This window comes from Kluyvera sp. NPDC087067, from assembly GCF_044745165.1.
Lineage (GTDB): Bacteria > Pseudomonadota > Gammaproteobacteria > Enterobacterales > Enterobacteriaceae > Kluyvera.
This window is the reverse complement of the sequence record NZ_JBIUZS010000010.1, coordinates 82224-106304: the sequence shown is the minus strand read 5'-3', so window position 1 is coordinate 106304 and position 24081 is coordinate 82224. Positions and strand designations below refer to the sequence as shown.

Genomic DNA, 24081 nt, shown 5'->3' with positions numbered 1-24081 from the left:
CAGATTGTCTGATAAATTGTTAAAGAGCAGTGCAACACGGCTTTCGCTCACTGTTGCGAGGTGGCGTATATTACGCTTTCCTCTTTCAGAGTCAACCGTTTATTTTCAGGTTTTTCTCTTCAACCGAAGCGGCTAGTTAATGTGAAGTGATTCACGTTTGCCGTCTCAGTGGGTGCGCATTATAGGGAACTTTGTTTTTAGCACAACCCCTTTTCTCACATTTTTTTCTAAGTGTCGTTTTTTCACTCTTTTTGCGCTGTAAGTGTGCGATTTGCTTAATTTTTGAGATGTTAATCCCACAATTTGGGCCGATAATGAGAAGAACCCCAAGAATGACAGCGTTTTAAAGAGGTCAATATGTCTGCCGTTTTACGCCGCTATAAAGATTTATTCCCCGTCATTGGCGATCGCGTGATGATCGATGCCTCCAGTGTGATCGTCGGTGACGTTCGATTGGCTGATGATGTCAGCATCTGGCCATTGGTGGCCGCACGCGGTGACGTCAACTATATCCAGATTGGCGCTCGCAGTAATATCCAGGATGGCAGCGTACTGCACGTGACGCATAAATCAGCTAAAAATCCGCAAGGGAATCCTCTCATCGTAGGCGAGGATGTCACCGTCGGGCATAAAGTCATGCTCCACGGCTGCACAATTGGAAATAGAGTTCTTGTTGGTATGGGTTCTATATTACTGGATGGTGTAATTGTTGAAGATGACGTGATGATTGGTGCAGGTAGTCTGGTGCCACAGCATAAGCGGCTGGAGAGTGGTTATCTTTATCTGGGGAGCCCAGTTAAGCAAATCAGGCCTTTGAAAGAGGCCGAACTCGAAGGATTACGCTATTCGGCCAATAACTACGTGAAGTGGAAAGACGATTATCTGAATCAGGAAAGCCAAACCCAGCCCTGATTGTCCTCTTGCCCATCCCGAATAAGATCGCTGGCCTCTTCTTCTAGATCCCAGCGATTTTCGCTAAATCGCAAAAGCCACTGCTGCGGTTCTTCGCCGCCAAAGCGACGCGCTATCACTTCAGCGCGTATTGCGCAGGTGAGCTGCATGCCGCTGACCAGTACCGGGAAGCAGACTGCGTGGAGATCCGCGCGCCACTCTTCTCGGTCTGGAAACTGGATGGCCTGGTTCATATGCCCAACTCGCGTTTGAGTGATTCGATCACAGGCTCAACATCGGGCAAAACACCATGCCACAATAAGACGGCGTGTGCCGCCTGCCCCACCAGCATGCCCAAGCCATCAGCATAATGTTTAGCCCCCTGCTTTGCGCACCACGCTAAAAATGCAGTGTTCCCTTTTTGATAGAACATGTCATAGCAGCACACATGGGCATTCACTAATGACGCGGGGAGCGGCAGCATTTCACCGGCAATCCCGCTGGAGGTCGCATTAATGATGAGCTCGAACTTGTGGCCTTCCAGCTCAGACATGGGCAACGCGCTGACGCTCCCCGTATGGCTGAACAGTTCAGCTAAGGTCTGCGCTCGAGCATAAGTGCGGTTGGTCACGGTCACGCTACAGTCGAGGGAAAGTAATGGCAACAATACGCCGCGCGCCGCGCCACCAGCGCCAACGAGCAGCACGCGATAACCGGGCTTGATTAACTTCAACCGCTCAAGATCGCTCAGAAGGCCGATACCATCGGTGTTATCACCCAGGATACGACCATCATCAAGTCTTTTAAGCGTATTGACCGCGCCTGCCAGCGCCGCACGTTCCGTCAGCTCATCCGCTCTGGCAAACGCCTCTTCTTTAAAGGGAACGGTAACGTTGGCTCCCTTTCCACCTTGCTCAAAAAAAGCGTCCAGTGTCGCGGTAAACTGATCAAGTGGCGCCAGCATACGTCCATACGGATGGCAAATTTGCAGCTGCTGCGCAAATTGCTCATGAATGAACGGTGATTTACTGTGGGCTATCGGGTTGCCAAAAACGACATAGCTTTCCATACATTATCCCTGGCGAAAACGTTCACCCGTCAGGGCATCAAGAATTTCCGATGGATTCAACCGTCCACCCGTTTGCGCATCCACCACTGGGAAATCATCGCCAAACTGCGCGCGAACTTCAGCCGTCGTGCGACATGGTGGCTGACCGCTCAGATTAGCGCTGGTTGAAACCAACGGCTTGCCGTAAGCCCGGCACAGTTCAATAACTACCGGATGATCGGTTACGCGGACGGCCAGTGAGCTAAAACGTCCCGTCAGCCAACCCGGCGTCGTTGCTTTTGCCGGGAACACAAACGTCACCGGTCCTGGCCAGCGAGCAAAAACGGTTGCACGCTGCTCATCGCTTAGCATACTGTCATCTATATAAGGTTGAAGCTGTTCAAAACTGGCAGCGATCAAGATGAGGCCCTTATCCACCGGACGCTGTTTCAACGTAAGCAGTTTTTGGACGGCTTCTTCACTGTCAGGATCACAACCCACGCCGAACACGGCCTCAGTGGGGTAAGCAATAACTTCTTTATTATTCAGAGCAACTACCGCACGCTGTACGGCCTCTGATGGCAGGTTTTTATTCACTGATTTGTTTCGCCGGAACCGGCTTTCCACATTGTTTACTGGCACAAAAACGTTTTACGCCCTGCGCCGTTTTCTTTTCGATAAGCAGCGGGTAATGACACTCAGGGCATTCCCCCGCAACCGGTGTGAAGTTAATGACAAACTGACATTCCGGGTAGCGATCGCAGGAATAGAAGTTTTTACCAAAGCGGGAACGGCGTTGCACCAGATGTCCTTGCAGACACGCGGGGCAAGTGATTGCCGTTTCATCGGGTTTATCGATAACTTCAGTGTGTTCACATTCAGGATACTGGCTACATCCGATGAACATGCCAAAACGCCCCTGGCGCAACACCAGGTTGGCGCCACACAGAGGACACGACTGCCCCTCCAGAACTTTGACGATATGTCCATCCGCCTGATTTTTCAGGGGACGGACATAATCGCATTCCGGATAATGGGAACAGCCGAGAAACGGCCCGTGTTTACCGGACCGTATGACCAGTTCAGCCCCACACTGTGGACAGGGCTCGTTTTTAGGCACCGTAAATAGTGCTGATTTGACCATAACAACTCTTGATGCCGCAAAAATGATTAGTGCAGCATACCTTCATTCGTTTCGAAGAGTAATTCTTCCATTTGTTCATACGCGTTTTCACTGCCCGGAAGATTGAAAAGCACCATCAAAATAACCCATTTCAGCTCTTCCAGTTCAAACTCCGCGGTGTCCAGAGCCATCACGCGCTCAATTACCATTTCCCGCGTTTCGAGGTTTAGCACCTGAATCTGCTCAAGGAATAACAGGAATCCACGGCAGCTAGCATCAAGCCGTTGACTCTCTTCTTGCGTAAAAATACGCACGGAGAGAGGGTCGGACGCAAGCTGCATCGGTTCTACGAGGCCTTCCTGGTAGTCGGCGAGTTTTTCCAGCCACATTAATGCGTTGAAGATATCTTCGCGTTCAAACCCCGCATCGGTAAGATCCCGAGTAAGTCTGTCCTGATCTACGCGCATCTCTGTTTCGTTATGGATGTAGGTCTCAAACAAATACATTAGTACGTCGAACATGGCCTGCCCTCCTTAATCGGACATAGCCGCCGGGTACAGCTGCGATCCATCCTGCTAACTCCAGTTCAAGTAGCTGAGCCACAGTCACTGACACAGGTTGGCCGGCACGTTCAGCGACGACGTCAACAGGTGTTGCCTCATCTCCTACGTTAGCCAGGAGCTCAGGAAATGGCAATGCTACAGATTCCTTATCTGCACAATAATTTGTCATTTCAGACCCATTGGGCAAATGGCGGTCGGGAACCGGGAAAAATGCCAGAATATCGTCAGGTTCAGTAACCAGCACCGCCCCTTGCTTAATAAGCCAATGCGGGCCTTCCATGCCCGGATGCCCTAGCGGACCAGGAATAGCAAAAACGTCACGCCCTTGCTCCAGCGCACAACGGGCGGTAACAAGAGAACCGCTACGCTGCGCCGCCTCCACCACCAGAACGCCACGACTTAATCCGCTAATAATTCGGTTCCGGCGAGGAAAATTATAAGGCGTTGGGGTAGCGGCAAGCGGAAATTCCGAGATAAGAGCGCCACCGCAAGCCACGATATTTTCGGCCAGCGCCCGATGACGATGGGGATAAATATGCTGTAGACCACTCCCCAGTACCGCTACCGTTTTTCCTCCCGCCTGTAAGGCGCCGCGATGGGCAACGCCGTCGATCCCCAGCGCCAGACCGCTGGTAATCGTCAGCCCCTGCTGTGCGAGCGTCTCACAGAAGTAGCGCCCCCATCGCTCACCGTACAGTGAATGCTGACGGCTTCCCACCACTGCTAATTGCAATGAACTTAAAATTTGCACATTACCGCGCACGCACAGTACCGCCGGATAATCACGAATAGCGCGTAAAGCTTCTGGATAATCTGGCGCGTCAGCAAACAACAGCGTGTTATCAGGATCTGACAGCCAGCGGTTGGCCGCATCCATTTCCGCAGCGGTAAAAGAGAAAAAGCGCTCAATCTGTTTGACACTAAAACCCAGCGTTGACAGCGTCTGGCGAGTGATATCGACCTGCCGGGACAAAATGCGTAACGTGTTAAGCATTTCATCACCATATAAATTATTGACCTTCAACAGGCGGAAGGCGACCTCTTCTGGTGACATCCTTTTCTCCCTTGCCATATGCGGCATCAGCAATCCTTGCGATTGGTCACTGATGCTGTCAATTAGAGGGGGTTTTGTCTAGAATAGAGGTAATAATCTTTCCTACTCCTGAACAGAACTCTGGATATTTATGGCAGTTTTGCAAGTGTTACATATCCCGGACGAGCGTCTTCGCAAAGTCGCTGAGCCGGTCAAAGAAGTGAATGATGAAATCCAGCGTATCGTCGACGACATGTTCGAAACGATGTACGCAGAGGAAGGTATTGGTCTGGCCGCAACTCAGGTCGATATCCACAAACGTATCATCGTGATTGATGTTTCCGAAAATCGCGACCAGCAACTGGTGCTGATTAACCCAGAACTGCTGGAAAAAGACGGTGAGACGGGCATTGAAGAAGGCTGCTTGTCTATTCCTGAACAGCGGGCGTTAGTTCCTCGCGCTGAGCGTGTGAAAATCCGCGCCCTCGACCGGAATGGTCAGCCATTTGAACTGGAAGCTGATGAGCTGCTCGCTATCTGCATTCAGCATGAAATGGATCATTTAGTCGGTAAGCTGTTTATCGATTATCTGTCTCCGCTCAAACAGCAACGTATTCGTCAGAAAGTTGAAAAACTGGATCGCCTGAACGCGCGTCCGTAAGGATAAAGATTAACGTGTCAGATTCATTACGTATTATTTTTGCGGGCACCCCTGATTTTGCAGCGCGTCATCTCGACGCGCTGTTGTCGTCTGAGCACCAGGTAGTCGGCGTCTTTACCCAGCCGGATCGCCCTGCGGGTCGCGGTAAGAAGCTGATGCCAAGCCCGGTAAAAGTATTGGCTGAAGAGAAAGGTATCCCCGTTTTCCAGCCGGTCTCATTGCGTCCTGAAGAAAACCAGAAGCTGGTCGCCGAATTACACGCTGACGTGATGGTCGTTGTAGCCTATGGGCTGATACTGCCGAAAGCCGTACTGGCAATGCCGCGTCTTGGATGCATTAACGTCCATGGTTCTCTGCTGCCTCGCTGGCGCGGCGCGGCCCCCATTCAGCGCTCGCTGTGGGCTGGCGATACCGAAACCGGCGTGACCATCATGCAGATGGACGTTGGGTTAGACACGGGCGATATGCTGCATAAGCTTTCCTGTCCCATTACCGCTGACGACACTAGCGCCAGCCTCTACGACAAGCTGGCAGAGCTTGGCCCACAGGGTCTCCTGGATACGCTGAGTCTGTTGGCGTCCGGTACGGCAAAACCAGAAGTTCAGGATGAAGCGCAGGTTAGCTACGCAGAGAAACTCAGCAAAGAAGAAGCCCGAGTTGACTGGACGCTAAGCGCCGCTCAACTGGAGCGCTGTATTCGCGCCTTTAATCCATGGCCGATGAGCTATATCGTGATTGACGATCAGCCAATCAAGATCTGGCAAGCGACGGTAATCGATAAACCGGCAAATGCTGTACCGGGCACAATTCTGGAAGCCACCCGCCAGGGTATCCAGGTCGCAACGGGGGACGGGATTTTGAATCTTATCTCCCTGCAACCGGCAGGTAAAAAAGCCATGAGTGCGCAGGATCTACTGAATTCGCGCCGGGAGTGGTTTGTACCCGGAAACCGCCTTCTCTAACGGTTCATCCCTTTTAAAGCCCGGAGTCTCCGGGCATTTTTATTTTTACGGTTATGAAAAAACAACTGAATTTACGCAGTATGGCGGCCCAGGCCGTTGAGCAGGTCGTGGAAAAAGGGCAGTCGTTAAGCAACGTACTCCCCGCACTACAGCAAAAAGTCGGCGATAAAGATAAAGCATTGCTTCAGGAGCTCTGCTTTGGCGTGCTGCGCTCGCTCTCCCAGCTGGAATGGATGATTAAACAGCTGATGGAGCGCCCGATGACGGGCAAACAGCGAACGGTTCACTATTTGATCATGGTGGGCTTTTATCAGCTGCTCTATACCCGTATACCTCCTCACGCCGCGCTTGCCGAGACCGTTGAAGGCGCTGTAGTCATTAAGCGTCAACAGTTGAAAGGATTGATTAACGGCGTACTCCGTCAGTTCCAGCGTCGACAGGAAGAACTGCTGAATGAGTTTGCGCAAACTGAACTACGTTTCTTACATCCATCATGGCTAGTGAAGCGTATCAGGGACGCCTACCCGCAACAGTGGCAAAGTATTCTTGAAGCCAATAATCAGCGACCACCTATGTGGCTTCGCGTTAACCGTAATCATCACTCTCGCGACGCATGGTTAGCTCTACTGGCAGAAACGGGTCTTAGCGGATTCCCTCACCCGGATTATCCTGATGCCGTGCGTCTGGAAACCCCAACCTCAGTATTGGCACTTCCCGGTTTTGAGCAGGGTTGGGTGACCGTTCAGGATGCCTCGGCCCAGGGATGCGTTAACTATTTACAGCCGCAAAATGGCGAACAGATCCTTGATCTGTGCTGTGCGCCTGGCGGCAAGACAACCCATATACTTGAAGTTGCTCCACAAGCGGATGTTATGGCCGTCGACGTTGATGAAAAGCGCCTTTCTCGCGTCTACGATAACCTGAAACGTCTAGGCATGAAGGCAACGGTTAAACAAGGTGATGGCCGTTATCCAGAACAATGGTGTGGCGAGCAGCAGTTTGATCGAATTTTGCTGGATGCGCCTTGCTCGGCAACCGGCGTAATTCGCCGTCACCCGGATATTAAATGGCTCCGCCGCGATCGTGATATCGCCGAGCTTGCACAGCTTCAGGCCGAGATCCTTGATGCGACCTGGAAGCACCTCAAGACCGGTGGCACGCTGGTTTATGCAACCTGTTCAATCCTGCCGGAAGAAAATCAGCAGCAAATCGCCGCGTTCCTGGCAAGAACACCGGAGGCCGTACTGAGCGAGACCGGTACGCCGGAGCAGCCTGGACGTCAGAATTTACCGGGTGCGGAGGAAGGAGACGGCTTCTTCTACGCTAAGCTAATCAAGAAATGATGAGATAACGGGTCGTAACTGATGAAAATTATCATTCTGGGCGCCGGGCAAGTCGGCGGGACGCTTGCGGAAAACCTGGTCGGGGAAAATAACGACATCACGATTATCGATACTAACGGCGAGCGACTTCGCAGCCTGCAGGATAAATTCGATCTACGCGTTGTTCAGGGCCACGCTTCCCATCCTCGCGTTTTACGCGAAGCGGGCGCCGATGATGCCGATATGCTGGTTGCCGTAACCAGTTCGGATGAAACGAATATGGTGGCCTGCCAGGTTGCCTATTCGTTATTCAATACGCCAAATCGTATCGCACGTATTCGCTCACCTGATTATGTCCGTGATGCCGATAAGCTGTTCCAAAGCGATGCCGTGCCGATTGATCACCTGATTGCGCCGGAGCAGCTGGTTATCGACAATATCTATCGCTTAATTGAGTACCCGGGTGCACTGCAGGTGGTGAACTTCGCTGAAGGCAAGGTCAGCCTGGCAGTGGTGAAAGCCTACTACGGCGGGCCTCTGGTGGGTAATGCGCTCTCGACTATGCGCGACCATATGCCGCACATTGATACCCGAGTGGCCGCCATTTTCCGCCACGATCGTCCCATCAGACCACAGGGCTCAACCATTGTTGAAGCCGGGGATGAAGTCTTCTTTATCGCCGCATCACAGCATATTCGAGCGGTGATGAGTGAGCTACAGCGTCTGGAGAAACCCTACAAGCGAATTATGCTGGTTGGCGGTGGCAACATTGGCGCAGGACTCGCACATCAGCTGGAAAAAGATTACAGCGTGAAACTGATTGAACGTAATCAGCAGCGCGCGGCGGAGCTTGCGGAAAAACTGCAAAATACGATCGTCTTCTTTGGCGACGCATCGGATCAAGAACTTCTGGCAGAAGAGCATATCGATCAAGTTGATCTGTTTATTGCTGTGACCAACGATGATGAAGCCAATATCATGTCTGCCATGCTGGCTAAACGGATGGGGGCCAAAAAAGTCATGGTGCTTATCCAGCGTAAAGCGTATGTCGATCTCGTGCAGGGTAGCGTGATTGATATTGCGATCTCACCACAGCAGGCAACGATCTCCGCCTTACTCAGCCACGTGCGTAAAGCGGACATTGTCGGCGTTTCCTCGCTGCGCCGTGGTGTCGCTGAAGCCATCGAAGCCGTCGCACACGGTGATGAAAGCACATCACGCGTGGTGGGCCGGGTTATTGATGAAATCAAGCTGCCGCCGGGTACCATTATCGGCGCGGTCGTTCGTGGAAACGACGTTATGATTGCCAATGATAATCTGCGAATTGAACAAGGCGATCACGTCATCATGTTCCTGACGGATAAAAAATATATATCCGATGTGGAAAGACTCTTCCAGCCAAGTCCCTTCTTCCTTTAATTTTTATCCGGCGCTCAATGAGCGCCTTTTTATTAACCCACTCAAATCAGAGGGTTAATTAATATACTCATATTTATTATCACCAATGGAAAATAGATAAACATTTGTTAAACTTATAAGCGTCAGTTGCCCAAGGGAGAATAAAATGAGCATGATTAAAGAGTTTCGCGAATTCGCGATGCGCGGGAATGTTGTTGATTTGGCGGTGGGTGTCATTATTGGTGCCGCATTTGGTAAGATCGTATCGTCTTTAGTTGCGGATATCATCATGCCGCCACTGGGGCTTTTAATTGGTGGGATTGATTTTAAACAGTTCGCCGTCACGCTGCGTGATGCGCAGGGCGACGTGCCAGCAGTCGTTATGCACTATGGCGTGTTTATTCAGAACATTTTTGATTTTATCATTGTCGCTTTTGCCATCTTCATGGCGATTAAGCTAATCAATAAGTTAAATCGTAAGAAAGAAGAGCCGGCTGCCGCTCCTGCTCCAACAAAAGAAGAAGTGCTGTTATCGGAAATTCGCGACCTGCTGAAAGAACAGAACAACCGTTCTTAATCTAATCACAGAAAGCAGAAAGCCAGTGGTAAAAAAGCGCATCGCTTGTTTGCCACTGGCCTCCCGACCATACTGTTTACCGTGTTTTTCCTTACGTAAATAACTTCCTTTTCCCTTCTTATTCTTTTCAACGCGCTGACGAAATAGTGGATCGTGCAGTAACGCTTCCAGGGCATTGTCATTTATTTGCCCCTTCGTATGTTGATAGCGGCTCATAACTTCTCCAGATTGGATATTAAATACGCGCTGAGTGTAATTCTAAATACCCCAACACTCAACAACCATTAACCATTTGTGCTCGCCTCGGCCCCTTGCTCAAGTATGCCAAGAATAGAGCAAAACTCACTGCTGTGTGATGTGCCACAACAAGCGTCATTGAGCTTGCTCAGCGCCTGTTGCATTGCTTGCAGCTCTGCAATACGTGATTCAACCTCGCTCAGGCGGGCCTGAACGATGCCTTTTGACTCCTGGCAGGTATGGTGTTCTGGATCCACGCGGATCGACAATAGTTCACGGATCGATTCTAACGTAAAGCCTAATTGCCGGGCATGTCGGATAAACTTAAGGCGCTGAAGATCGTCAGCTGTATAGAGACGAAAGCCCCCTTCAGTTCTGATATCGTGGCTCATCATCTGCTGCTTTTCATAATAGCGGACAGTATCAGGGGTTACCCCCGCCAGTTTCGCCAGCTCGCCAATTTTGAACATCAGACTCCTCCTCAATTTTGTGCAGCAATTTGTACGCGTAATCCCCGTGCAAAAAATCCGTATTCAGCCCGGCTTGTTGCAATTTCATTTCCAGCAAAACTAATCGACGGCTGAGCTCTTGATAGCGCTCATCATCCTCGCGAATACCTTTAAGTAAATCAGATAAGGCGATAGCGTCTTTACGCAGCTCAATTTCCGGGGGCAGACAACCCGCATTTTTAAGTAGCCTGAAACCGACACGGAGTTCTTCTGGAACGCAGGAGTCATCATCCAGAGTGAGGGGCTCGCCCTGACCGGGAAGGTTATCAAATTCACCCTTGCGCTGTGCATCAATAATATGACGCTCCGCCCATTGATCAAGTAGCCACATAACTTCCTCTGAAAGACAAGAAAGAACAGGAATATTGTAGGATCATGGTGGTGGAGGGGATATAAAAAAACCCGCCGAGGCGGGTTTTTTTACTTTACTACAGATTACTCTGCAGCTGCTTCTGCTTTCGACTCAGAGCGATCAACCAGCTCGATGTATGCCATCGGCGCATTGTCGCCTGCACGGAAGCCACACTTCAGAATGCGAGTGTAACCACCGGCGCGGCTCGCGAAACGCGGGCCCAGCTCGTTAAACAGTTTTGCCACGATCTCGTTATCACGAGTACGGGCGAATGCCAGACGACGATTAGCAACGCTATCAGTCTTGGCAAGAGTAATCAGCGGTTCAACTACGCGACGCAGTTCTTTCGCTTTCGGCAGGGTCGTCTTGATGATCTCATGACGAACCAGCGAACCAGCCATGTTACGGAACATAGCCTGGCGATGGCTGCTGTTGCGGTTCAGTTGACGACCACTCTTACGATGGCGCATGACCTTATCCTTCTCAGTAAAACCTTAACCTGTGATCCGGTTACTCGTCAGCAATGCTTGCCGGTGGCCAGTTTTCCAGGCGCATGCCCAGAGACAAACCACGTGAAGCCAGCACGTCTTTAATCTCGGTAAGAGATTTTTTACCCAGGTTCGGCGTTTTCAGCAACTCAACCTCGGTACGCTGTACCAGATCACCGATATAGTGGATAGCTTCTGCCTTGAGGCAGTTAGCAGAGCGGACAGTCAATTCCAGATCGTCAACAGGGCGCAGCAGGATCGGATCGAACTCTGGTTTCTCTTCTTTAACTTCCGGCTGACGTACATCACGTAAGTCAACGAAAGCTTCCAGTTGTTCAGCCAGAATGGTTGCCGCACGACGAATCGCCTCTTCAGGATCGATTGTGCCGTTGGTTTCCATCTCGATGACCAGCTTGTCCAGGTCGGTACGCTGTTCTACACGCGCTGCTTCAACATTGTAGGCAATACGCTCTACAGGGCTGTAGCAGGCGTCGACCAACAGACGGCCGATCGGGCGCTCATCTTCTTCCGAATGAATTCGGGCAGACGCCGGCACATAACCACGACCGCGCTGAACTTTGATACGCATGCTAATAGCTGCATTCTCATCGGTCAGGTGGCAGATCACGTGCTGAGGCTTGACGATTTCGACATCCCCATCATGGGTGATATCGGCTGCGGTCACAGGGCCAATGCCAGATTTATTCAAGGTAAGAATAACTTCATCTTTACCCTGAACTCTCACCGCCAGCCCTTTCAGGTTGAGCAGGATTTCAAGGATATCTTCCTGAACGCCTTCTTTGGTGCTGTACTCATGAAGTACACCATCAATCTCAACCTCGGTCACCGCGCAACCCGGCATCGATGAGAGCAGAATACGGCGCAGTGCGTTACCCAGAGTATGGCCAAAGCCACGCTCTAAAGGCTCAAGGGTCACCTTGGCGTGCGTCGAACTCACTTGCTCGATATCTACCAGGCGCGGTTTTAGAAACTCTGTCACAGAACCCTGCATTGTGTCCTCTCTTTGGTACTAAGCTTTACTTGGAGTAAAGCTCGACGATCAGGTGTTCGTTAATGTCCGCAGACAGATCAGAACGCTCAGGCTGACGCTTGAACGTACCTTCCATCTTAGCAGCATCAACTTCCAGCCAGGTTGGCTTTTCACGCTGTTCAGCCAGCTCCAGAGCGGCTTTAACGCGAGATTGCTTTTTCGCTTTCTCACGAATGCTAACAACGTCATTCGCTTTAACCTGATAAGAAGCGATGTTAACAACACGACCGTTTACCATGATTGCTTTGTGGCTAACCAACTGGCGTGACTCGGCACGAGTTGCGCCAAAGCCCATACGGTATACTACGTTGTCCAGACGACCTTCCAGCAGAGTCAACAGGTTTTCACCGGTGTTGCCTTTCAGACGCGCTGCTTCTTGATAATAGTTACGGAACTGACGCTCCAGCACGCCGTAAGTACGACGAACTTTCTGCTTTTCACGCAACTGAACACCATAGTCAGACAGACGCGGTTTACGCGCACCGTGCTGGCCAGGAGCTTGTTCAATTTTACACTTGGTATCGATCGCACGAACGCCAGACTTAAGGAATAAGTCGGTGCCCTCGCGACGGCTAAGCTTGAGCTTAGGACCCAAATATCTTGCCATTTTCTTTCTCCAACAATCCTAGAAACGAGGCGTTATACGCGACGTTTTTTCGGTGGACGACAACCGTTATGAGGGATCGGAGTCACATCAGTAATGTTAGTGATGCGGAAACCAGCGGCGTTCAGAGCACGAATAGTTGATTCGCGGCCTGGACCCGGACCTTTAACCATAACTTCCAGATTCTTGATGCCGTATTCTTTTACGGAATCAGCACAACGCTCTGCTGCAACCTGAGCTGCGAACGGAGTAGATTTGCGCGAACCACGGAAACCGGAACCACCGGCTGTTGCCCAACCCAGCGCATTACCCTGACGATCGGTAATAGTAACGATGGTGTTGTTAAAAGAAGCATGGATATGAGCCACGCCATCAGAGACTTGTTTTCTTACACGCTTACGTGCACGAACTGGTGCCTTTGCCATTATTCAATCACCCCGATTATTTCTTGATCGGTTTGCGCGGACCCTTACGGGTACGTGCGTTGGTCTTGGTACGCTGGCCGCGAACCGGGAGACCACGACGATGACGCAAACCGCGATAGCAACCAAGATCCATAAGACGCTTGATGCTCATGCTAACTTCACGGCGCAGATCACCTTCAACGACAAATTTGGCAACTTCGTCACGCAGCGTGTCGATTTGTCCTTCAGACAGCTCACTGATCTTAACATTTTCAGCGATACCCGCTGCAGCCAGAATGGCTTTAGAACGGGTCTTACCGACGCCATAGATCGAAGTTAATGCGATCACAGCATGTTTCTGATCAGGAATGTTAATGCCTGCTATACGGGCCACTATGCACTCCTACTATTTAATATGTACGCACCATACCGAAAAGCCCGTTTTCAGGATACTCAAATGGTAACGCACAGACATACAAAAGATTGGCTGGCTAATCTAGCCAGCTCAACCCAACTTTGCAAGAAAAATATGCGAATAAATCAGCCTTGGCGCTGTTTATGCTTTGGTTCGGCACTGCAAATCACACGGATGACACCATCACGCTTAACGATTTTGCAGTTACGGCATAATTTCTTGACGGAAGCACGAACTTTCATTTTTACTCTCCGTAACTTCTCGAGCGACCTTTTAGCGGCTATAGCCTTTGAGGTTCGCCTTCTTCAATGCAGACTCGTACTGACTTGACATCATCAGAGTTTGCACTTGAGCCATAAAGTCCATAATCACGACCACAACGATCAGTAGCGAGGTCCCACCGAAGTAGAACGGCACTTTCATTGCATCACGCATGAACTCCGGGATCAGGCAGATAAAGGTAATATACAACGCACCAACCAGGGTCAGACGAGTCATTACTTTATCGATATACTTCGCCGTTTGCTCTCCCGGACGAATTCCTGGTACAAATGCACCGGACTTCTTCAGGTTATCTGCTGTTTCACGCGGGTTGAAGACCAACGCCGTGTAGAAGAAACAGAAGAAGATGATTGCAGACGCATAGAGTAACACATAAAGCGGTTGCCCAGGCTGCAAATACAGCGAAATTGTTGTCAGCCAGTTCCAACCGGTACCGCCCCCGAACCATGACGCGATGGTCGCCGGGAACAGAATAATACTGGAAGCGAAGATTGCTGGGATAACCCCTGCCATATTCACTTTCAGCGGTAAATGTGTGCTCTGTGCAGCATAGACACGACGACCTTGCTGACGTTTTGCGTAGTTTACCACAATGCGGCGTTGACCACGTTCAACGAATACAACAAAGAACGTCACTGCAAACACTAATACTGCAACCAACAGCAACAGGAGGAAGTGCAGGTCGCCTTGACGCGCTTGCTCGATAGTATGGGCAATGGCTGGCGGGAGTCCCGCAACGATACCAGCGAAGATAATGATTGAGATACCGTTGCCGATACCACGCTCAGTAATCTGTTCGCCGAGCCACATCAGGAACATAGTCCCTGTAACCAGACTCACAACAGCGGTGAAATAGAATGCAAAGCCTGGGTTTAATACCAGACCTTGCATACCAGGCATATTCGGTAGACCGGTAGCAATACCGATCGACTGGAATATTGCCAGCACCAGAGTGCCGTAACGGGTGTACTGGCTGATCTTACGACGACCAGACTCCCCTTCTTTCTTGATTTCAGCTAACGTTGGATGAACCACCGTTAACAGCTGGATAATAATCGATGCCGAAATATACGGCATGATACCCAGGGCAAAGATTGAAGCACGGCTGAGAGCACCACCAGAGAACATGTTGAACATTTCAATGATGGTGCCTCGCTGTTGCTCAAGCAGTTTGGCAAGTACAGCGGCATCAATACCAGGGATCGGAATGAAAGAGCCAATACGGAACACAATAAGCGCACCGATTACAAACAACAGTCTGCGTTTCAGCTCGCCTAAGCCACCTTTGGCACTTTGAAAATCTAATCCCGGTTGTTTAGCCATCTGCTACTTATTCCTCGATTTTACCGCCAGCAGCTTCGATAGCAGCACGAGCGCCTTTCGACACGCGCAGGCCACGAACAGTTACCGGAGTAGAAACTTCACCAGCCAGGATCACTTTCGCGAACTCGATCTGGACACCGATAATGTTAGCTGCTTTCAGCGTGCTCAGGTCAACAATACCGCCTTCCACTTTCGCCAGGTCAGACAGACGGATTTCCGCTGTAATCGCTGCTTTGCGAGAAGTGAAGCCGAATTTCGGCAGACGACGGTACAGAGGCATCTGGCCGCCCTCGAAACCACGACGTACGCCACCGCCAGAACGAGACTTCTGACCTTTGTGACCACGACCGCCGGTTTTACCGAGGCCAGAACCGATACCACGACCCAGGCGGCGACCCGCCTTTTTAGAGCCTTCGGCCGGAGACAGAGTATTTAAACGCATCTCTTACTCCTCAACTTTAACCATGAAGTAAACCGCGTTGACCATACCACGAACAGCAGGAGTATCCTCGCGTTCTACGGTGTGACCAATACGACGCAGACCCAGGCCAAGCAGCGTTGCCTTGTGTTTCGGCAGACGACCGATTGCACTGCGGGTTTGAGTAATTTTAATAGTCTTTGCCATGGTTTATTTCCCCAGAATTTCTTCAACGGATTTACCACGCTTGGCAGCGACCATTTCCGGAGATTTCATATTTTCCAGACCATCGATAGTTGCACGAACCACGTTAATTGGGTTAGTAGAACCATACGCTTTAGCCAGAACGTTACGAACTCCAGCGACTTCCAGAACGGCGCGCATTGCACCACCGGCGATGATACCGGTACCTTCGGAAGCCGGCTGCATGAATACACGAGAACCTGTGTGAGTACCCTTAACTGGGTGCTGCAGGGTGCCGGTATTCAGCGCGACGTTAATCATATTGCGACGAGCTTTTTCCATCGCTTTCTGGATCGCTGCTGGAACTTCACGCGCTTTACCGTAACCAAAACCAACGCGACCGTTACCATCACCAACTACAGTCAAAGCTGTGAAGGAGAAAATACGACCACCTTTTACGGTTTTAGATACGCGGTTTACCGCGATCAGCTTTTCCTGCAGTTCGCCAGCTTGTTTTTCGATGTGAGACATCTTACACCTCTACCTTAGAACTGAAGGCCAGCTTCACGAGCAGCATCTGCCAGTGCCTGGACGCGACCATGATATTGGAACCCGGAACGGTCAAAGGACACAACTTTAATGCCTTTTTCCAGAGCGCGTTCTGCGACAGCTTTACCCACAGCTGCAGCGGCGTCTTTGTTACCGGTATACTTCAATTGTTCAGTGATAGCTTTTTCTACAGTAGAAGCAGCTACCAGAACTTCAGAACCGTTCGGTGCAATTACCTGTGCGTAAATATGACGCGGGGTACGATGTACCACCAGGCGAGTTGCACCCAGCTCCTGGAGCTTGCGGCGTGCGCGGGTCGCACGACGGATACGAGCAGATTTCTTATCCATAGTGTTACCTTACTTCTTCTTAGCCTCTTTGGTACGCACGACTTCGTCGGCGTAACGAACACCCTTGCCTTTATAAGGCTCAGGACGACGGTAGGCACGCAGGTCTGCTGCAACCTGACCGATCACCTGCTTATCAGCGCCTTTCAGCACGATTTCAGTTTGAGTCGGACATTCTGCAGTAACACCCGCAGGCAGCTGATGGTCAACTGGGTGTGAGAAGCCTAAAGCTAAGCTCACAGAGTTCCCTTTAACCGCTGCACGATAACCTACACCAACCAGCTGTAGCTTCTTGGTGAAGCCTTCGGTAACACCGATAACCATTGAGTTCAGCAGGGCACGCGCGGTACCAGCCTGAGCCCATCCGTCTACGTAACCATCACGTGGACCGAAGGTCAGTGCATTGTCTGCATGATTAACTTCAACAGCATCGTTGAGAGTACGAGTCAGCTCGCCGTTTTTACCTTTGATCGTAATAACCTGACCGTTGATTTTTACATCAACGCCGGCAGGAACAACGACCGGTGCTTTAGCAACACGAGACATTTTTTCCTCCGATTAGGCTACGTAGCAGATAATTTCGCCACCAAGACCAGCTTGGCGCGCTGCACGATCAGTCATAACACCTTTAGAGGTAGAAACAACTGCGATACCCATGCCAGCCATAACTTTTGGCAGCTCGTCTTTACGCTTATAAATGCGCAGACCTGGGCGACTGACACGCTGAATGCTTTCTACAACAGCTTTACCCTGGAAATACTTAAGAGTAAGTTCCAGTTCCGGCTTGGTGTCGCCTTCAACTTTAAAATCTTCAATAAAACCTTCTTCCTTCAGCACGTTGGCAATTGCCACTTTCAGCTTGGAGGAAGGCATGGTGACCGCAGCTTTATTCGCGGCCTGACCGTTACGGATACGGGTCAGCATATCCGCGATCGGATCTTGCATGCTCATCTGTCTTTACTCCCGTGATTCAATTGGTAATTACCAGCTAGCCTTTTTCAAGCCTGGTACTTCACCGCGCATGGCGGCTTCACGAAGCTTAATACGGCTCAACCCGAACTTGCCCACATAACCATGTGGTCGGCCTGTTTGACGGCAGCGGTTACGCTGACGGGACGGGCTGGAATCACGCGGCAGAGACTGCAGCTTCAGAACTGCGTTCCAACGATCTTCGTCGGTCGCGTTCACATCAGAGATGATAGCTTTCAGTTCAGCGCGTTTTGCGAAGTACTTATCAGCTAAAGCTACGCGCTTAACTTCGCGTGCTTTCATTGATTGCTTAGCCATTCAGTAACCCTACCTTACTTGCGGAACGGGAAGTCAAAGGCAGCCAGCAGAGCACGGCCTTCTTCATCAGATTTCGCAGTAGTGGTAATGGTAATATCCAAACCACGCACGCGGTCGACTTTATCGTAGTCGATTTCTGGGAAGATGATCTGCTCACGGACACCCATGCTGTAGTTACCACGACCGTCGAAAGACTTAGCGGACAAGCCACGGAAGTCACGGATACGTGGAACAGCAATAGTGATCAGGCGCTCAAGGAACTCCCACATGCGTTCGCCACGCAGAGTTACTTTACAGCCGATCGGATAGCCCTGACGGATTTTGAAGCCTGCAACAGATTTGCGTGCTTTGGTGATCAACGGCTTTTGACCGGAGATTGCTGTCAGATCAGCTGCTGCGTTATCCAGCAGTTTCTTGTCAGCGATCGCTTCACCAACACCCATATTCAGGGTGATCTTCTCGACCCGAGGGACTTGCATGACAGAATTGTAGTTAAACTCAGTCATGAGCTTAGCGACTACTTCGTCTTTGTAGTAATCATGCAGTTTCGCCATCGTACTACTCCAAATTACTTGATAGTTTCGCTATTAGATTTGAAGAAACGGACTTTTTTGCCGTCTTCGAATCTAAAGCCTACACGGTCAGCCTTGCCGGTTGCCGCGTTGAAGAGTGCAAGGTTAGAGATTTGAATAGCTGCTTCTTTCTCTACGATGCCACCTGGTTGGTTCAGAGCCGGAACCGGCTTCTGGTGTTTCTTAACCAGGTTGATACCTTCAACAATGACCTTGCCGGAAGACAGGACATTTTTTACTTTACCGCGTTTACCTTTATCTTTACCGGTTAACACGATAACTTCGTCATCACGACGGATCTTCGCTGCCATGATTCGCTCCTTAGAGTACTTCTGGTGCCAGAGAGATAATTTTCATGAACTTCTCGTTACGAAGTTCACGAGTTACCGGCCCAAAAATACGCGTACCGATAGGTTGCTCACTGTTATTGTTTAAAATAACGCATGCATTACCATCGAAGCGAATGACAGAACCGTCCGGGCGACGAACACCCTTCTTGGTGCGCACCACTACCGCCTTCAGCACATCACCTTTTTTGACCTTACCACGTGGAATTGCTTCCTTGATGGTGATCTTGATGATGTCGCCTACGCCTGCGTAGCGACGGTGCGAGCCACCCAGAACCTTGATACACATTACGCGACGTGCACCGGAGTTGTCGGCGACGTTCAGCATAGTCTGTTCTTGGATCATTTTAGTGCTCCGCTAATGTCAACTACTACTGAGACCCGAAATCAGGTCATTATAAAGCCCCATATCGAGGGCGCGGCATTATAACACCGCTTAAACGATATGGGTAGAAAAAATAGACGGCCCATTACTGAGCCGTCTATTCGTATCGAGAACGACTACTGTATTACAGAATCGCTTTATCTACAATGCGAACCAGAGTCCAGGACTTAGTCTTAGACAGTGGACGACATTCACGGATCTCAACTTTATCGCCGATACCGCATTCATTGTTCTCGTCGTGTACGTGCAGTTTGGTCGTACGCTTGATGAATTTGCCGTATACCGGGTGTTTCACCATACGTTCGATAGCAACAACAATGGATTTCTCCATTTTGTCACTAACTACGCGACCTTGCAGAGTACGGATTTTATCGGTCATTACGCACCCGCCTTCTGAGTCAGTAAAGTCTTAACGCGTGCAACATCGCGACGAACCTGCTTCAGCAGGTGAGTCTGTTGCAGTTGGCCGCTTGCCGCCTGCATACGCAGGTTGAACTGCTCACGCAGTAAGTTCAGCAGCTCAGCGTTCAGTTCTTCAACGCTTTTTTCACGCAGCTCTTTTGCTTTCATTACATCACCGTCTTAGTTACAAAGGTGGTTTTGATCGGCAGTTTCGCTGCAGCGAGGCCGAATGCTTCACGGGCCAGCTCTTCCGGAACACCGTCCATTTCGTACAGGACTTTACCCGGCTGAATCAAGGCAACCCAATACTCCACGTTACCTTTACCTTTACCCATACGCACTGCCAGCGGTTTCTCGGTGATTGGTTTGTCCGGGAATACACGGATCCAAATCTTACCTTGACGCTTAACTGCACGGGTCATTGCACGACGTGCTGCTTCGATCTGACGGGCAGTCAGACGACCACGGCCAACAGCTTTCAGACCGAAGCTGCCGAAGCTAACATCCGTACCCTGCGCCAGACCACGGTTGCGGCCTTTATGCACTTTACGGAATTTTGTACGCTTTGGTTGTAACATCAGCGACGCTCCTTATTTCCGGCCTTTACGCTGCTGCTTTTTAGGTTGAGCAGCCGGTTTTTCCGGTTGTTCAACAGCAGCCATACCACCCAGGATCTCGCCTTTGAAGATCCATACCTTAACGCCGATTACACCGTAAGTGGTGTGCGCTTCAGAGGTGTTGTAGTCGATGTCAGCACGCAGAGTGTGCAACGGTACGCGACCTTCGCGGTACCATTCAGTACGTGCGATTTCCGCGCCGCCCAGACGGCCGCTAACTTCAACTTTGATACCTTTAGCGCCCAGACGCATTGCGTTCTGTACAGCACGCTTCATAGCACGACGGAACATAACGCGACGTTCCAGCTGTGAAGTGATGCTGTCAGCAACCAATTTTGCGTCCAGTTCAGGCTTACGCACTTCGGCGATATTGATCTGGGCAGGAACGCCAGCAATATCAGCTACGACTTTGCGCAGTTTTTCTACGTCTTCGCCTTTCTTACCGATAACGATACCAGGACGAGCGGTGTGGATAGTCACACGGATGCTCTTAGCTGGACGCTCGATAACGATACGAGATACAGACGCCTTCGCCAGTTCCTTAGTCAGGTACTGACGTACTTTAAAATCGCTGTCCAGGTTGTCAGCGAATTCTTTGGTGTTCGCGAACCAGGTAGAGTTCCATGGTTTGACAATACCCAGGCGAATACCATTAGGATGTACTTTCTGACCCATTGCTAGTCTCCAGAGTCTCAGCGATCGGACACAACCACAGTAATGTGGCTGGTGCGCTTCAGGATGCGATCTGCACGACCTTTAGCACGCGGCATAATGCGCTTCATGCTAGGGCCTTCGTCTACGAAAATTTTCGCAACTTTCAGATCATCAATGTCAGCGCCATCGTTGTGTTCAGCGTTAGCAATGGCAGATTCCAGTACCTTCTTGACCAGTACAGCCGCTTTTTTGTCGGTGTAGGTCAGAATATCCAGGGCCTGCGACACTTTCTTACCGCGAATCAGGTCAGCTACAAGGCGAACCTTCTGAGCAGAAGAACGAGCATGGCGATGTTGAGCTAAAGTTTCCATCTCTTCCTCCTACCTTATTTCTTCTTCGCTTTTTTATCAGCAGCGTGGCCGCGATAAGTACGAGTCGGTGCGAATTCACCCAGTTTGTGACCAACCATTTCGTCGGAAACAAATACTGGAACGTGCTGACGACCATTATGGACAGCGATGGTCAAACCGATCATGTTAGGAAAGATCGTTGAACGACGGGACCAAGTGCGCAGGGGCTTCTTGTCTCCGCTTTCCACCGCTTTCTCTACCTTCTTCAGCAAGTGCAGGTCAATAAAAGGACCTTTCTTGAGAGAACGTGGCATGGCTTATCCTCTAAAATTATTTGCTACGGCGACGTACGATGAATTTATCAGTACGCTTGTTGCTGCGGGTCTTCTTACCTTTGGTCTGAACGCCCCATGGTGAAACAGGGTGCTTACCAAAGTTACGACCTTCACCACCACCATGTGGGTGATCGACTGGGTTCATCGCAGTACCGCGAACGGTAGGACGAACACCACGCCAGCGTGCAGCACCTGCTTTACCCAGAACGCGCAGCATATGCTCAGCATTGCCAACTTCGCCCATGGTTGCACGGCAGTCTGCTTCGACTTTACGCATTTCACCAGAACGCAGACGCAGGGTGACATAAGCACCATCACGAGCAACGATCTGAACGTAAGTACCAGCGGAACGTGCCAGCTGACCGCCTTTACCTGGTTTCATTTCTACGTTATGAACGGTAGAACCAACCGGGATATTGCGCATCGGCAGGGTGTTACCTGCTTTGATTGCAGCATCAACGCCAGACTGAATCTGGTCGCCAGCTTTCAGGCCTTTAGGGGCCAGAATGTAACGACGTTCGCCATCTTTGTACAGAACCAGCGCGATGTTCGCGGAACGGTTCGGATCGTACTCAAGACGCTCAACAATTGCTGGGATACCATCTTTGTTGCGTTTGAAGTCAACAATACGGTAAGCCTGCTTGTGACCACCACCAATGTGACGAGTGGTGATACGGCCATTGTTGTTACGACCGCCGGATTTGCTGTTTTTTTCAACCAGCGGAGCAAAAGGTTTGCCCTTGTGCAGCTCTGGGTTGACCACTTTAACAACGTGGCGACGACCCGGAGATGTCGGTTTACATTTAACAACTGCCATTGTATTACTCCTCCGACTTACTCAGCGCCGCCGACGAAGTCCAGATTCTGGCCTTCCTTCAGGGTGACGTAAGCTTTTTTCCAGTCGCTACGACGACCGATACGCTGTCCGTGACGTTTAACTTTCCCTTTAACTAACAGGGTGTTAACGACTTCGACTTCGACTTCAAACAGTTTCTGCACAGCAGCTTTGATTTCTGCTTTGGTCGCGTCTTTAGCAACTTTGAGAACGATGGTGTTTGTTTTTTCCATCGCAGCAGACGCTTTTTCAGAAACGTGCGGTGCACGCAGCACCTTCAGCAGACGTTCTTCACGAATCATGCCAGCATCTCCTCAACTTGCTTAACAGCTTCAGCAGTCATTACGACTTTGTCGAAGGCGATCAGGCTAACCGGGTCGATACCAGTAACATCGCGTACGTCAACCTTGTGCAGGTTGCGCGCAGCCAGGAACAGGTTTTCGTCCAGCTCACCGGTGATGATCAACACATCTTCCAGAGCCATGTCTTTCAGTTTCTGTGCCAGCAGCTTAGTTTTAGGCGCTTCTACAGAGAATGATTCGACAACGATCAGACGATCCTGACGTACCAGTTCGGACAGGATGCTTTTCAGCGCGCCGCGGTACATCTTTTTGTTAACTTTTTGACTGTGGTCCTGTGGACGAGCAGCGAAGGTTACGCCACCTGAACGCCAGATCGGGCTCTTAATAGAACCTGAACGCGCACGGCCGGTACCTTTCTGACGCCATGGTTTTTTACCAGAACCAGTTACTTCAGCACGAGTCTTCTGAGCACGAGTACCCTGACGAGCACCAGCTGCATAAGCAACAACAACCTGGTGAACCAGCGCTTCGTTGAAATCACGACCGAAGGTAGTTTCGGAAACAGTCAGCGCGCTCTGCGCGTCTTTCAATACTAATTCCATTGCTATCCCCTTACGCCTTCACAGCTGGTTTAACGATCAGGTCGCAACCGGTTGCACCCGGAACACCACCTTTAACCAGCAGCAGGTTGCGCTCAGCGTCAACGCGTACTACGTCCAGGCTCTGAACAGTGACACGTTCGTTGCCCAGCTGACCTGCCATTTTCTTGCCTTTGAACACTTTGCCCGGAGTCTGGTTCTGACCGATAGAACCCGGAACGCGGTGAGACAAGGAGTTACCGTGAGTAGCGTCCTGGGTACGGAAGTTCCAGCGCTTAACGGTACCAGCGAAACCTTTACCTTTAGAGGTACCGGTTACGTCAACTTTTTTAACGTCAGCAAACAGTTCAACGCTAATGTTCTGACCAACGGTGTATTCTTCACCATCTGCCAGACGGAACTCCCACAGGCCGCGACCAGCTTCTACGCCAGCTTTAGCAAAGTGGCCAGCTTCCGGCTTGGTTACACGGTTAGCTTTTTTAGCCCCAGTGGTCACCTGAACAGCGCGGTATCCATCGTTAGCCAGATCTTTGATCTGAGTAACACGGTTTGCTTCGACTTCGATTACGGTTACTGGGATAGATACGCCATCTTCAGTGAAGATGCGGGTCATACCCACTTTTTTACCGACTAAACCAATCATTGTATCAACCTCT

Annotated in this window: 42 protein-coding genes; 6 read left to right on the top strand and 36 right to left on the bottom strand. The window is 50.6% G+C overall.

Features of this window, described 5'->3' with window-relative positions; genetic code table 11:
- The first annotated feature begins 357 nt into the window (after positions 1–357).
- Positions 358–912, top strand: coding sequence for a gamma carbonic anhydrase family protein (locus ACIPDS_RS20370; RefSeq protein ID WP_166517319.1), 555 nt, complete (start codon positions 358–360; stop codon positions 910–912).
- Here ACIPDS_RS20370 and ACIPDS_RS20365 read toward each other — a convergent pair.
- From ACIPDS_RS20365 to dprA, 6 genes are read right to left on the bottom strand one after another with little or no spacing between them, the layout of a single operon-like run.
- Positions 888–1145 (bottom strand): DUF1488 domain-containing protein, encoded by a 258-nt coding sequence (locus tag ACIPDS_RS20365; RefSeq protein WP_400739823.1) that lies wholly within the window; start codon positions 1143–1145, stop codon positions 888–890. The genes ACIPDS_RS20370 and ACIPDS_RS20365 overlap by 25 nt on opposite strands.
- The gene (aroE, locus tag ACIPDS_RS20360; protein WP_400739821.1) at positions 1142–1960 is read right to left on the bottom strand and encodes a shikimate dehydrogenase; all 819 of its coding nucleotides are present in this window, start codon (positions 1958–1960) and stop codon (positions 1142–1144) included. The genes ACIPDS_RS20365 and aroE overlap by 4 nt, the downstream gene beginning before the upstream one ends.
- Before the next feature lie 3 nt (positions 1961–1963).
- The gene (tsaC, locus tag ACIPDS_RS20355) at positions 1964–2536 is read right to left on the bottom strand and encodes an L-threonylcarbamoyladenylate synthase type 1 TsaC (RefSeq protein ID WP_400739819.1); all 573 of its coding nucleotides are present in this window, start codon (positions 2534–2536) and stop codon (positions 1964–1966) included.
- A complete protein-coding gene (locus ACIPDS_RS20350) occupies positions 2529–3083 on the bottom strand; it encodes a type I DNA topoisomerase (RefSeq protein WP_400739816.1) in 555 nt (184 codons plus the stop codon). Before ACIPDS_RS20350 ends, tsaC begins: the two co-directional genes overlap by 8 nt.
- Positions 3084–3109: 26 nt before the next feature.
- A complete protein-coding gene (gene smg / locus ACIPDS_RS20345) occupies positions 3110–3583 on the bottom strand; it encodes a DUF494 family protein Smg (protein WP_166517314.1) in 474 nt (157 codons plus the stop codon).
- Entirely contained in the window at positions 3555–4679 is a 1125-nt protein-coding gene (gene dprA / locus ACIPDS_RS20340) for a DNA-protecting protein DprA (RefSeq protein WP_400739811.1), read from the bottom strand. Before dprA ends, smg begins: the two co-directional genes overlap by 29 nt.
- A 130-nt stretch (positions 4680–4809) precedes the next feature.
- On the opposite strand from dprA, the gene def reads away from it, so the two are divergent.
- The 5 genes from def (at position 4810) to mscL (ending at position 9578) form a co-directional block, all read left to right on the top strand.
- Positions 4810–5319 carry a peptide deformylase gene (gene def / locus ACIPDS_RS20335; RefSeq protein ID WP_166517312.1) on the top strand — a complete coding sequence of 170 codons (510 nt, stop codon included), beginning with the start codon at positions 4810–4812 and terminating at the stop codon, positions 5317–5319.
- 14 nt (positions 5320–5333) lie between these two features.
- The gene (fmt, locus tag ACIPDS_RS20330) at positions 5334–6281 is read left to right on the top strand and encodes a methionyl-tRNA formyltransferase (RefSeq protein ID WP_400739807.1); all 948 of its coding nucleotides are present in this window, start codon (positions 5334–5336) and stop codon (positions 6279–6281) included.
- A gap of 53 nt (positions 6282–6334) precedes the next feature.
- Positions 6335–7624, top strand: a complete 1290-nt coding sequence (gene rsmB, locus ACIPDS_RS20325; RefSeq protein ID WP_400739805.1) for a 16S rRNA (cytosine(967)-C(5))-methyltransferase RsmB — start codon at positions 6335–6337, stop codon at positions 7622–7624.
- Between the two features lie 21 nt (positions 7625–7645).
- Positions 7646–9022, top strand: coding sequence for a Trk system potassium transporter TrkA (gene trkA / locus ACIPDS_RS20320; protein WP_166517309.1), 1377 nt, complete (start codon positions 7646–7648; stop codon positions 9020–9022).
- 145 nt (positions 9023–9167) lie between these two features.
- Positions 9168–9578 carry a large-conductance mechanosensitive channel protein MscL gene (gene mscL / locus ACIPDS_RS20315; RefSeq protein WP_062779415.1) on the top strand — a complete coding sequence of 137 codons (411 nt, stop codon included), beginning with the start codon at positions 9168–9170 and terminating at the stop codon, positions 9576–9578.
- Here mscL and ACIPDS_RS20310 read toward each other — a convergent pair.
- From ACIPDS_RS20310 to rplC, 30 genes are all read right to left on the bottom strand, one after another.
- Positions 9531–9794: an alternative ribosome-rescue factor A gene (locus tag ACIPDS_RS20310; RefSeq protein ID WP_400739800.1), complete on the bottom strand. Its 264-nt coding sequence runs from the start codon at positions 9792–9794 to the stop codon at positions 9531–9533. The two genes, mscL and ACIPDS_RS20310, sit on opposite strands and share 48 nt — an antisense overlap.
- A gap of 68 nt (positions 9795–9862) precedes the next feature.
- On the bottom strand, positions 9863–10285 hold the full coding sequence (zntR, locus tag ACIPDS_RS20305; RefSeq protein WP_400739797.1) for a Zn(2+)-responsive transcriptional regulator: 423 nt from the start codon (positions 10283–10285) through the stop codon (positions 9863–9865).
- The gene (locus ACIPDS_RS20300) at positions 10239–10655 is read right to left on the bottom strand and encodes a DUF1992 domain-containing protein (RefSeq protein ID WP_400739794.1); all 417 of its coding nucleotides are present in this window, start codon (positions 10653–10655) and stop codon (positions 10239–10241) included. The genes zntR and ACIPDS_RS20300 overlap by 47 nt, the downstream gene beginning before the upstream one ends.
- Positions 10656–10759: 104 nt before the next feature.
- Complete coding sequence (gene rplQ / locus ACIPDS_RS20295; RefSeq protein WP_001216372.1) at positions 10760–11146, bottom strand: 50S ribosomal protein L17; 387 nt, start codon at positions 11144–11146, stop codon at positions 10760–10762.
- A gap of 40 nt (positions 11147–11186) precedes the next feature.
- Positions 11187–12176, bottom strand: a complete 990-nt coding sequence (locus tag ACIPDS_RS20290; protein ID WP_002919219.1) for a DNA-directed RNA polymerase subunit alpha — start codon at positions 12174–12176, stop codon at positions 11187–11189.
- Between the two features lie 25 nt (positions 12177–12201).
- A complete protein-coding gene (gene rpsD / locus ACIPDS_RS20285) occupies positions 12202–12822 on the bottom strand; it encodes a 30S ribosomal protein S4 (protein ID WP_062779422.1) in 621 nt (206 codons plus the stop codon).
- A gap of 32 nt (positions 12823–12854) precedes the next feature.
- The gene (gene rpsK, locus ACIPDS_RS20280) at positions 12855–13244 is read right to left on the bottom strand and encodes a 30S ribosomal protein S11 (RefSeq protein WP_062779424.1); all 390 of its coding nucleotides are present in this window, start codon (positions 13242–13244) and stop codon (positions 12855–12857) included.
- 16 nt (positions 13245–13260) lie between these two features.
- Positions 13261–13617: a 30S ribosomal protein S13 gene (gene rpsM / locus ACIPDS_RS20275; RefSeq protein WP_052284892.1), complete on the bottom strand. Its 357-nt coding sequence runs from the start codon at positions 13615–13617 to the stop codon at positions 13261–13263.
- Positions 13618–13763: 146 nt separating this feature from the next.
- A complete protein-coding gene (gene rpmJ / locus ACIPDS_RS20270; RefSeq protein ID WP_000868187.1) occupies positions 13764–13880 on the bottom strand; it encodes a 50S ribosomal protein L36 in 117 nt (38 codons plus the stop codon).
- A gap of 31 nt (positions 13881–13911) precedes the next feature.
- A complete protein-coding gene (gene secY, locus ACIPDS_RS20265) occupies positions 13912–15243 on the bottom strand; it encodes a preprotein translocase subunit SecY (protein WP_062779428.1) in 1332 nt (443 codons plus the stop codon).
- 7 nt (positions 15244–15250) lie between these two features.
- On the bottom strand, positions 15251–15685 hold the full coding sequence (rplO, locus tag ACIPDS_RS20260; protein ID WP_052284891.1) for a 50S ribosomal protein L15: 435 nt from the start codon (positions 15683–15685) through the stop codon (positions 15251–15253).
- 3 nt (positions 15686–15688) lie between these two features.
- Positions 15689–15868, bottom strand: coding sequence for a 50S ribosomal protein L30 (gene rpmD / locus ACIPDS_RS20255; RefSeq protein ID WP_003863301.1), 180 nt, complete (start codon positions 15866–15868; stop codon positions 15689–15691).
- Between the two features lie 3 nt (positions 15869–15871).
- Complete coding sequence (gene rpsE, locus ACIPDS_RS20250; RefSeq protein WP_052284890.1) at positions 15872–16375, bottom strand: 30S ribosomal protein S5; 504 nt, start codon at positions 16373–16375, stop codon at positions 15872–15874.
- 14 nt (positions 16376–16389) lie between these two features.
- Complete coding sequence (gene rplR, locus ACIPDS_RS20245; RefSeq protein WP_052284889.1) at positions 16390–16743, bottom strand: 50S ribosomal protein L18; 354 nt, start codon at positions 16741–16743, stop codon at positions 16390–16392.
- A 9-nt stretch (positions 16744–16752) separates the two neighbouring features.
- On the bottom strand, positions 16753–17286 hold the full coding sequence (gene rplF, locus ACIPDS_RS20240; protein ID WP_166517306.1) for a 50S ribosomal protein L6: 534 nt from the start codon (positions 17284–17286) through the stop codon (positions 16753–16755).
- A gap of 12 nt (positions 17287–17298) precedes the next feature.
- Complete coding sequence (rpsH, locus tag ACIPDS_RS20235; RefSeq protein ID WP_003031127.1) at positions 17299–17691, bottom strand: 30S ribosomal protein S8; 393 nt, start codon at positions 17689–17691, stop codon at positions 17299–17301.
- A gap of 30 nt (positions 17692–17721) precedes the next feature.
- Positions 17722–18027 carry a 30S ribosomal protein S14 gene (gene rpsN / locus ACIPDS_RS20230; RefSeq protein ID WP_003031125.1) on the bottom strand — a complete coding sequence of 102 codons (306 nt, stop codon included), beginning with the start codon at positions 18025–18027 and terminating at the stop codon, positions 17722–17724.
- Between the two features lie 14 nt (positions 18028–18041).
- Positions 18042–18581: a 50S ribosomal protein L5 gene (gene rplE, locus ACIPDS_RS20225; RefSeq protein ID WP_061285037.1), complete on the bottom strand. Its 540-nt coding sequence runs from the start codon at positions 18579–18581 to the stop codon at positions 18042–18044.
- Between the two features lie 14 nt (positions 18582–18595).
- Positions 18596–18910, bottom strand: coding sequence for a 50S ribosomal protein L24 (gene rplX, locus ACIPDS_RS20220; protein WP_166517305.1), 315 nt, complete (start codon positions 18908–18910; stop codon positions 18596–18598).
- 10 nt (positions 18911–18920) lie between these two features.
- Positions 18921–19292, bottom strand: a complete 372-nt coding sequence (gene rplN, locus ACIPDS_RS20215) for a 50S ribosomal protein L14 (RefSeq protein WP_000613954.1) — start codon at positions 19290–19292, stop codon at positions 18921–18923.
- A 163-nt stretch (positions 19293–19455) separates the two neighbouring features.
- Positions 19456–19710, bottom strand: a complete 255-nt coding sequence (rpsQ, locus tag ACIPDS_RS20210; protein ID WP_062779438.1) for a 30S ribosomal protein S17 — start codon at positions 19708–19710, stop codon at positions 19456–19458.
- The gene (rpmC, locus tag ACIPDS_RS20205; RefSeq protein ID WP_002919754.1) at positions 19710–19901 is read right to left on the bottom strand and encodes a 50S ribosomal protein L29; all 192 of its coding nucleotides are present in this window, start codon (positions 19899–19901) and stop codon (positions 19710–19712) included. The genes rpsQ and rpmC overlap by 1 nt, the downstream gene beginning before the upstream one ends.
- Entirely contained in the window at positions 19901–20311 is a 411-nt protein-coding gene (gene rplP / locus ACIPDS_RS20200; RefSeq protein ID WP_035894979.1) for a 50S ribosomal protein L16, read from the bottom strand. Before rplP ends, rpmC begins: the two co-directional genes overlap by 1 nt.
- Positions 20312–20323: 12 nt before the next feature.
- Positions 20324–21025 carry a 30S ribosomal protein S3 gene (gene rpsC, locus ACIPDS_RS20195; RefSeq protein WP_000529945.1) on the bottom strand — a complete coding sequence of 234 codons (702 nt, stop codon included), beginning with the start codon at positions 21023–21025 and terminating at the stop codon, positions 20324–20326.
- 17 nt (positions 21026–21042) lie between these two features.
- Entirely contained in the window at positions 21043–21375 is a 333-nt protein-coding gene (gene rplV, locus ACIPDS_RS20190; protein WP_052284885.1) for a 50S ribosomal protein L22, read from the bottom strand.
- A 14-nt stretch (positions 21376–21389) separates the two neighbouring features.
- Positions 21390–21668, bottom strand: coding sequence for a 30S ribosomal protein S19 (rpsS, locus tag ACIPDS_RS20185; protein WP_001138115.1), 279 nt, complete (start codon positions 21666–21668; stop codon positions 21390–21392).
- Positions 21669–21684: 16 nt separating this feature from the next.
- A complete protein-coding gene (gene rplB / locus ACIPDS_RS20180) occupies positions 21685–22506 on the bottom strand; it encodes a 50S ribosomal protein L2 (protein WP_062779445.1) in 822 nt (273 codons plus the stop codon).
- A 17-nt stretch (positions 22507–22523) separates the two neighbouring features.
- A complete protein-coding gene (gene rplW, locus ACIPDS_RS20175; protein WP_400739687.1) occupies positions 22524–22826 on the bottom strand; it encodes a 50S ribosomal protein L23 in 303 nt (100 codons plus the stop codon).
- Entirely contained in the window at positions 22823–23428 is a 606-nt protein-coding gene (rplD, locus tag ACIPDS_RS20170) for a 50S ribosomal protein L4 (RefSeq protein WP_166517304.1), read from the bottom strand. The genes rplW and rplD overlap by 4 nt, the downstream gene beginning before the upstream one ends.
- A 10-nt stretch (positions 23429–23438) precedes the next feature.
- Entirely contained in the window at positions 23439–24068 is a 630-nt protein-coding gene (rplC, locus tag ACIPDS_RS20165; protein ID WP_052284882.1) for a 50S ribosomal protein L3, read from the bottom strand.
- Positions 24069–24081 lie beyond the last annotated feature (13 nt).

Coding starts and splice junctions, on each gene's coding strand:
- ACIPDS_RS20370 (WP_166517319.1), top strand. CDS start 358: ATGTCTGCCGTTTTACGCCGCTATAAAGATTTATTCCCCGTCATTGGC.
- ACIPDS_RS20365 (WP_400739823.1), bottom strand. CDS start 1,145: ATGAACCAGGCCATCCAGTTTCCAGACCGAGAAGAGTGGCGCGCGGAT.
- aroE (WP_400739821.1), bottom strand. CDS start 1,960: ATGGAAAGCTATGTCGTTTTTGGCAACCCGATAGCCCACAGTAAATCA.
- ACIPDS_RS20350 (WP_400739816.1), bottom strand. CDS start 3,083: ATGGTCAAATCAGCACTATTTACGGTGCCTAAAAACGAGCCCTGTCCA.
- smg (WP_166517314.1), bottom strand. CDS start 3,583: ATGTTCGACGTACTAATGTATTTGTTTGAGACCTACATCCATAACGAA.
- dprA (WP_400739811.1), bottom strand. CDS start 4,679: ATGTCACCAGAAGAGGTCGCCTTCCGCCTGTTGAAGGTCAATAATTTA.
- def (WP_166517312.1), top strand. CDS start 4,810: ATGGCAGTTTTGCAAGTGTTACATATCCCGGACGAGCGTCTTCGCAAA.
- rsmB (WP_400739805.1), top strand. CDS start 6,335: ATGAAAAAACAACTGAATTTACGCAGTATGGCGGCCCAGGCCGTTGAG.
- trkA (WP_166517309.1), top strand. CDS start 7,646: ATGAAAATTATCATTCTGGGCGCCGGGCAAGTCGGCGGGACGCTTGCG.
- mscL (WP_062779415.1), top strand. CDS start 9,168: ATGAGCATGATTAAAGAGTTTCGCGAATTCGCGATGCGCGGGAATGTT.
- ACIPDS_RS20310 (WP_400739800.1), bottom strand. CDS start 9,794: ATGAGCCGCTATCAACATACGAAGGGGCAAATAAATGACAATGCCCTG.
- zntR (WP_400739797.1), bottom strand. CDS start 10,285: ATGTTCAAAATTGGCGAGCTGGCGAAACTGGCGGGGGTAACCCCTGAT.
- ACIPDS_RS20300 (WP_400739794.1), bottom strand. CDS start 10,655: ATGTGGCTACTTGATCAATGGGCGGAGCGTCATATTATTGATGCACAG.
- rplQ (WP_001216372.1), bottom strand. CDS start 11,146: ATGCGCCATCGTAAGAGTGGTCGTCAACTGAACCGCAACAGCAGCCAT.
- ACIPDS_RS20290 (WP_002919219.1), bottom strand. CDS start 12,176: ATGCAGGGTTCTGTGACAGAGTTTCTAAAACCGCGCCTGGTAGATATC.
- rpsD (WP_062779422.1), bottom strand. CDS start 12,822: ATGGCAAGATATTTGGGTCCTAAGCTCAAGCTTAGCCGTCGCGAGGGC.
- rpsK (WP_062779424.1), bottom strand. CDS start 13,244: ATGGCAAAGGCACCAGTTCGTGCACGTAAGCGTGTAAGAAAACAAGTC.
- rpmJ (WP_000868187.1), bottom strand. CDS start 13,880: ATGAAAGTTCGTGCTTCCGTCAAGAAATTATGCCGTAACTGCAAAATC.
- secY (WP_062779428.1), bottom strand. CDS start 15,243: ATGGCTAAACAACCGGGATTAGATTTTCAAAGTGCCAAAGGTGGCTTA.
- rplO (WP_052284891.1), bottom strand. CDS start 15,685: ATGCGTTTAAATACTCTGTCTCCGGCCGAAGGCTCTAAAAAGGCGGGT.
- rpmD (WP_003863301.1), bottom strand. CDS start 15,868: ATGGCAAAGACTATTAAAATTACTCAAACCCGCAGTGCAATCGGTCGT.
- rpsE (WP_052284890.1), bottom strand. CDS start 16,375: ATGTCTCACATCGAAAAACAAGCTGGCGAACTGCAGGAAAAGCTGATC.
- rplR (WP_052284889.1), bottom strand. CDS start 16,743: ATGGATAAGAAATCTGCTCGTATCCGTCGTGCGACCCGCGCACGCCGC.
- rplF (WP_166517306.1), bottom strand. CDS start 17,286: ATGTCTCGTGTTGCTAAAGCACCGGTCGTTGTTCCTGCCGGCGTTGAT.
- rpsH (WP_003031127.1), bottom strand. CDS start 17,691: ATGAGCATGCAAGATCCGATCGCGGATATGCTGACCCGTATCCGTAAC.
- rpsN (WP_003031125.1), bottom strand. CDS start 18,027: ATGGCTAAGCAATCAATGAAAGCACGCGAAGTTAAGCGCGTAGCTTTA.
- rplE (WP_061285037.1), bottom strand. CDS start 18,581: ATGGCGAAACTGCATGATTACTACAAAGACGAAGTAGTCGCTAAGCTC.
- rplX (WP_166517305.1), bottom strand. CDS start 18,910: ATGGCAGCGAAGATCCGTCGTGATGACGAAGTTATCGTGTTAACCGGT.
- rplN (WP_000613954.1), bottom strand. CDS start 19,292: ATGATCCAAGAACAGACTATGCTGAACGTCGCCGACAACTCCGGTGCA.
- rpsQ (WP_062779438.1), bottom strand. CDS start 19,710: ATGACCGATAAAATCCGTACTCTGCAAGGTCGCGTAGTTAGTGACAAA.
- rpmC (WP_002919754.1), bottom strand. CDS start 19,901: ATGAAAGCAAAAGAGCTGCGTGAAAAAAGCGTTGAAGAACTGAACGCT.
- rplP (WP_035894979.1), bottom strand. CDS start 20,311: ATGTTACAACCAAAGCGTACAAAATTCCGTAAAGTGCATAAAGGCCGC.
- rpsC (WP_000529945.1), bottom strand. CDS start 21,025: ATGGGTCAGAAAGTACATCCTAATGGTATTCGCCTGGGTATTGTCAAA.
- rplV (WP_052284885.1), bottom strand. CDS start 21,375: ATGGAAACTTTAGCTCAACATCGCCATGCTCGTTCTTCTGCTCAGAAG.
- rpsS (WP_001138115.1), bottom strand. CDS start 21,668: ATGCCACGTTCTCTCAAGAAAGGTCCTTTTATTGACCTGCACTTGCTG.
- rplB (WP_062779445.1), bottom strand. CDS start 22,506: ATGGCAGTTGTTAAATGTAAACCGACATCTCCGGGTCGTCGCCACGTT.
- rplW (WP_400739687.1), bottom strand. CDS start 22,826: ATGATTCGTGAAGAACGTCTGCTGAAGGTGCTGCGTGCACCGCACGTT.
- rplD (WP_166517304.1), bottom strand. CDS start 23,428: ATGGAATTAGTATTGAAAGACGCGCAGAGCGCGCTGACTGTTTCCGAA.
- rplC (WP_052284882.1), bottom strand. CDS start 24,068: ATGATTGGTTTAGTCGGTAAAAAAGTGGGTATGACCCGCATCTTCACT.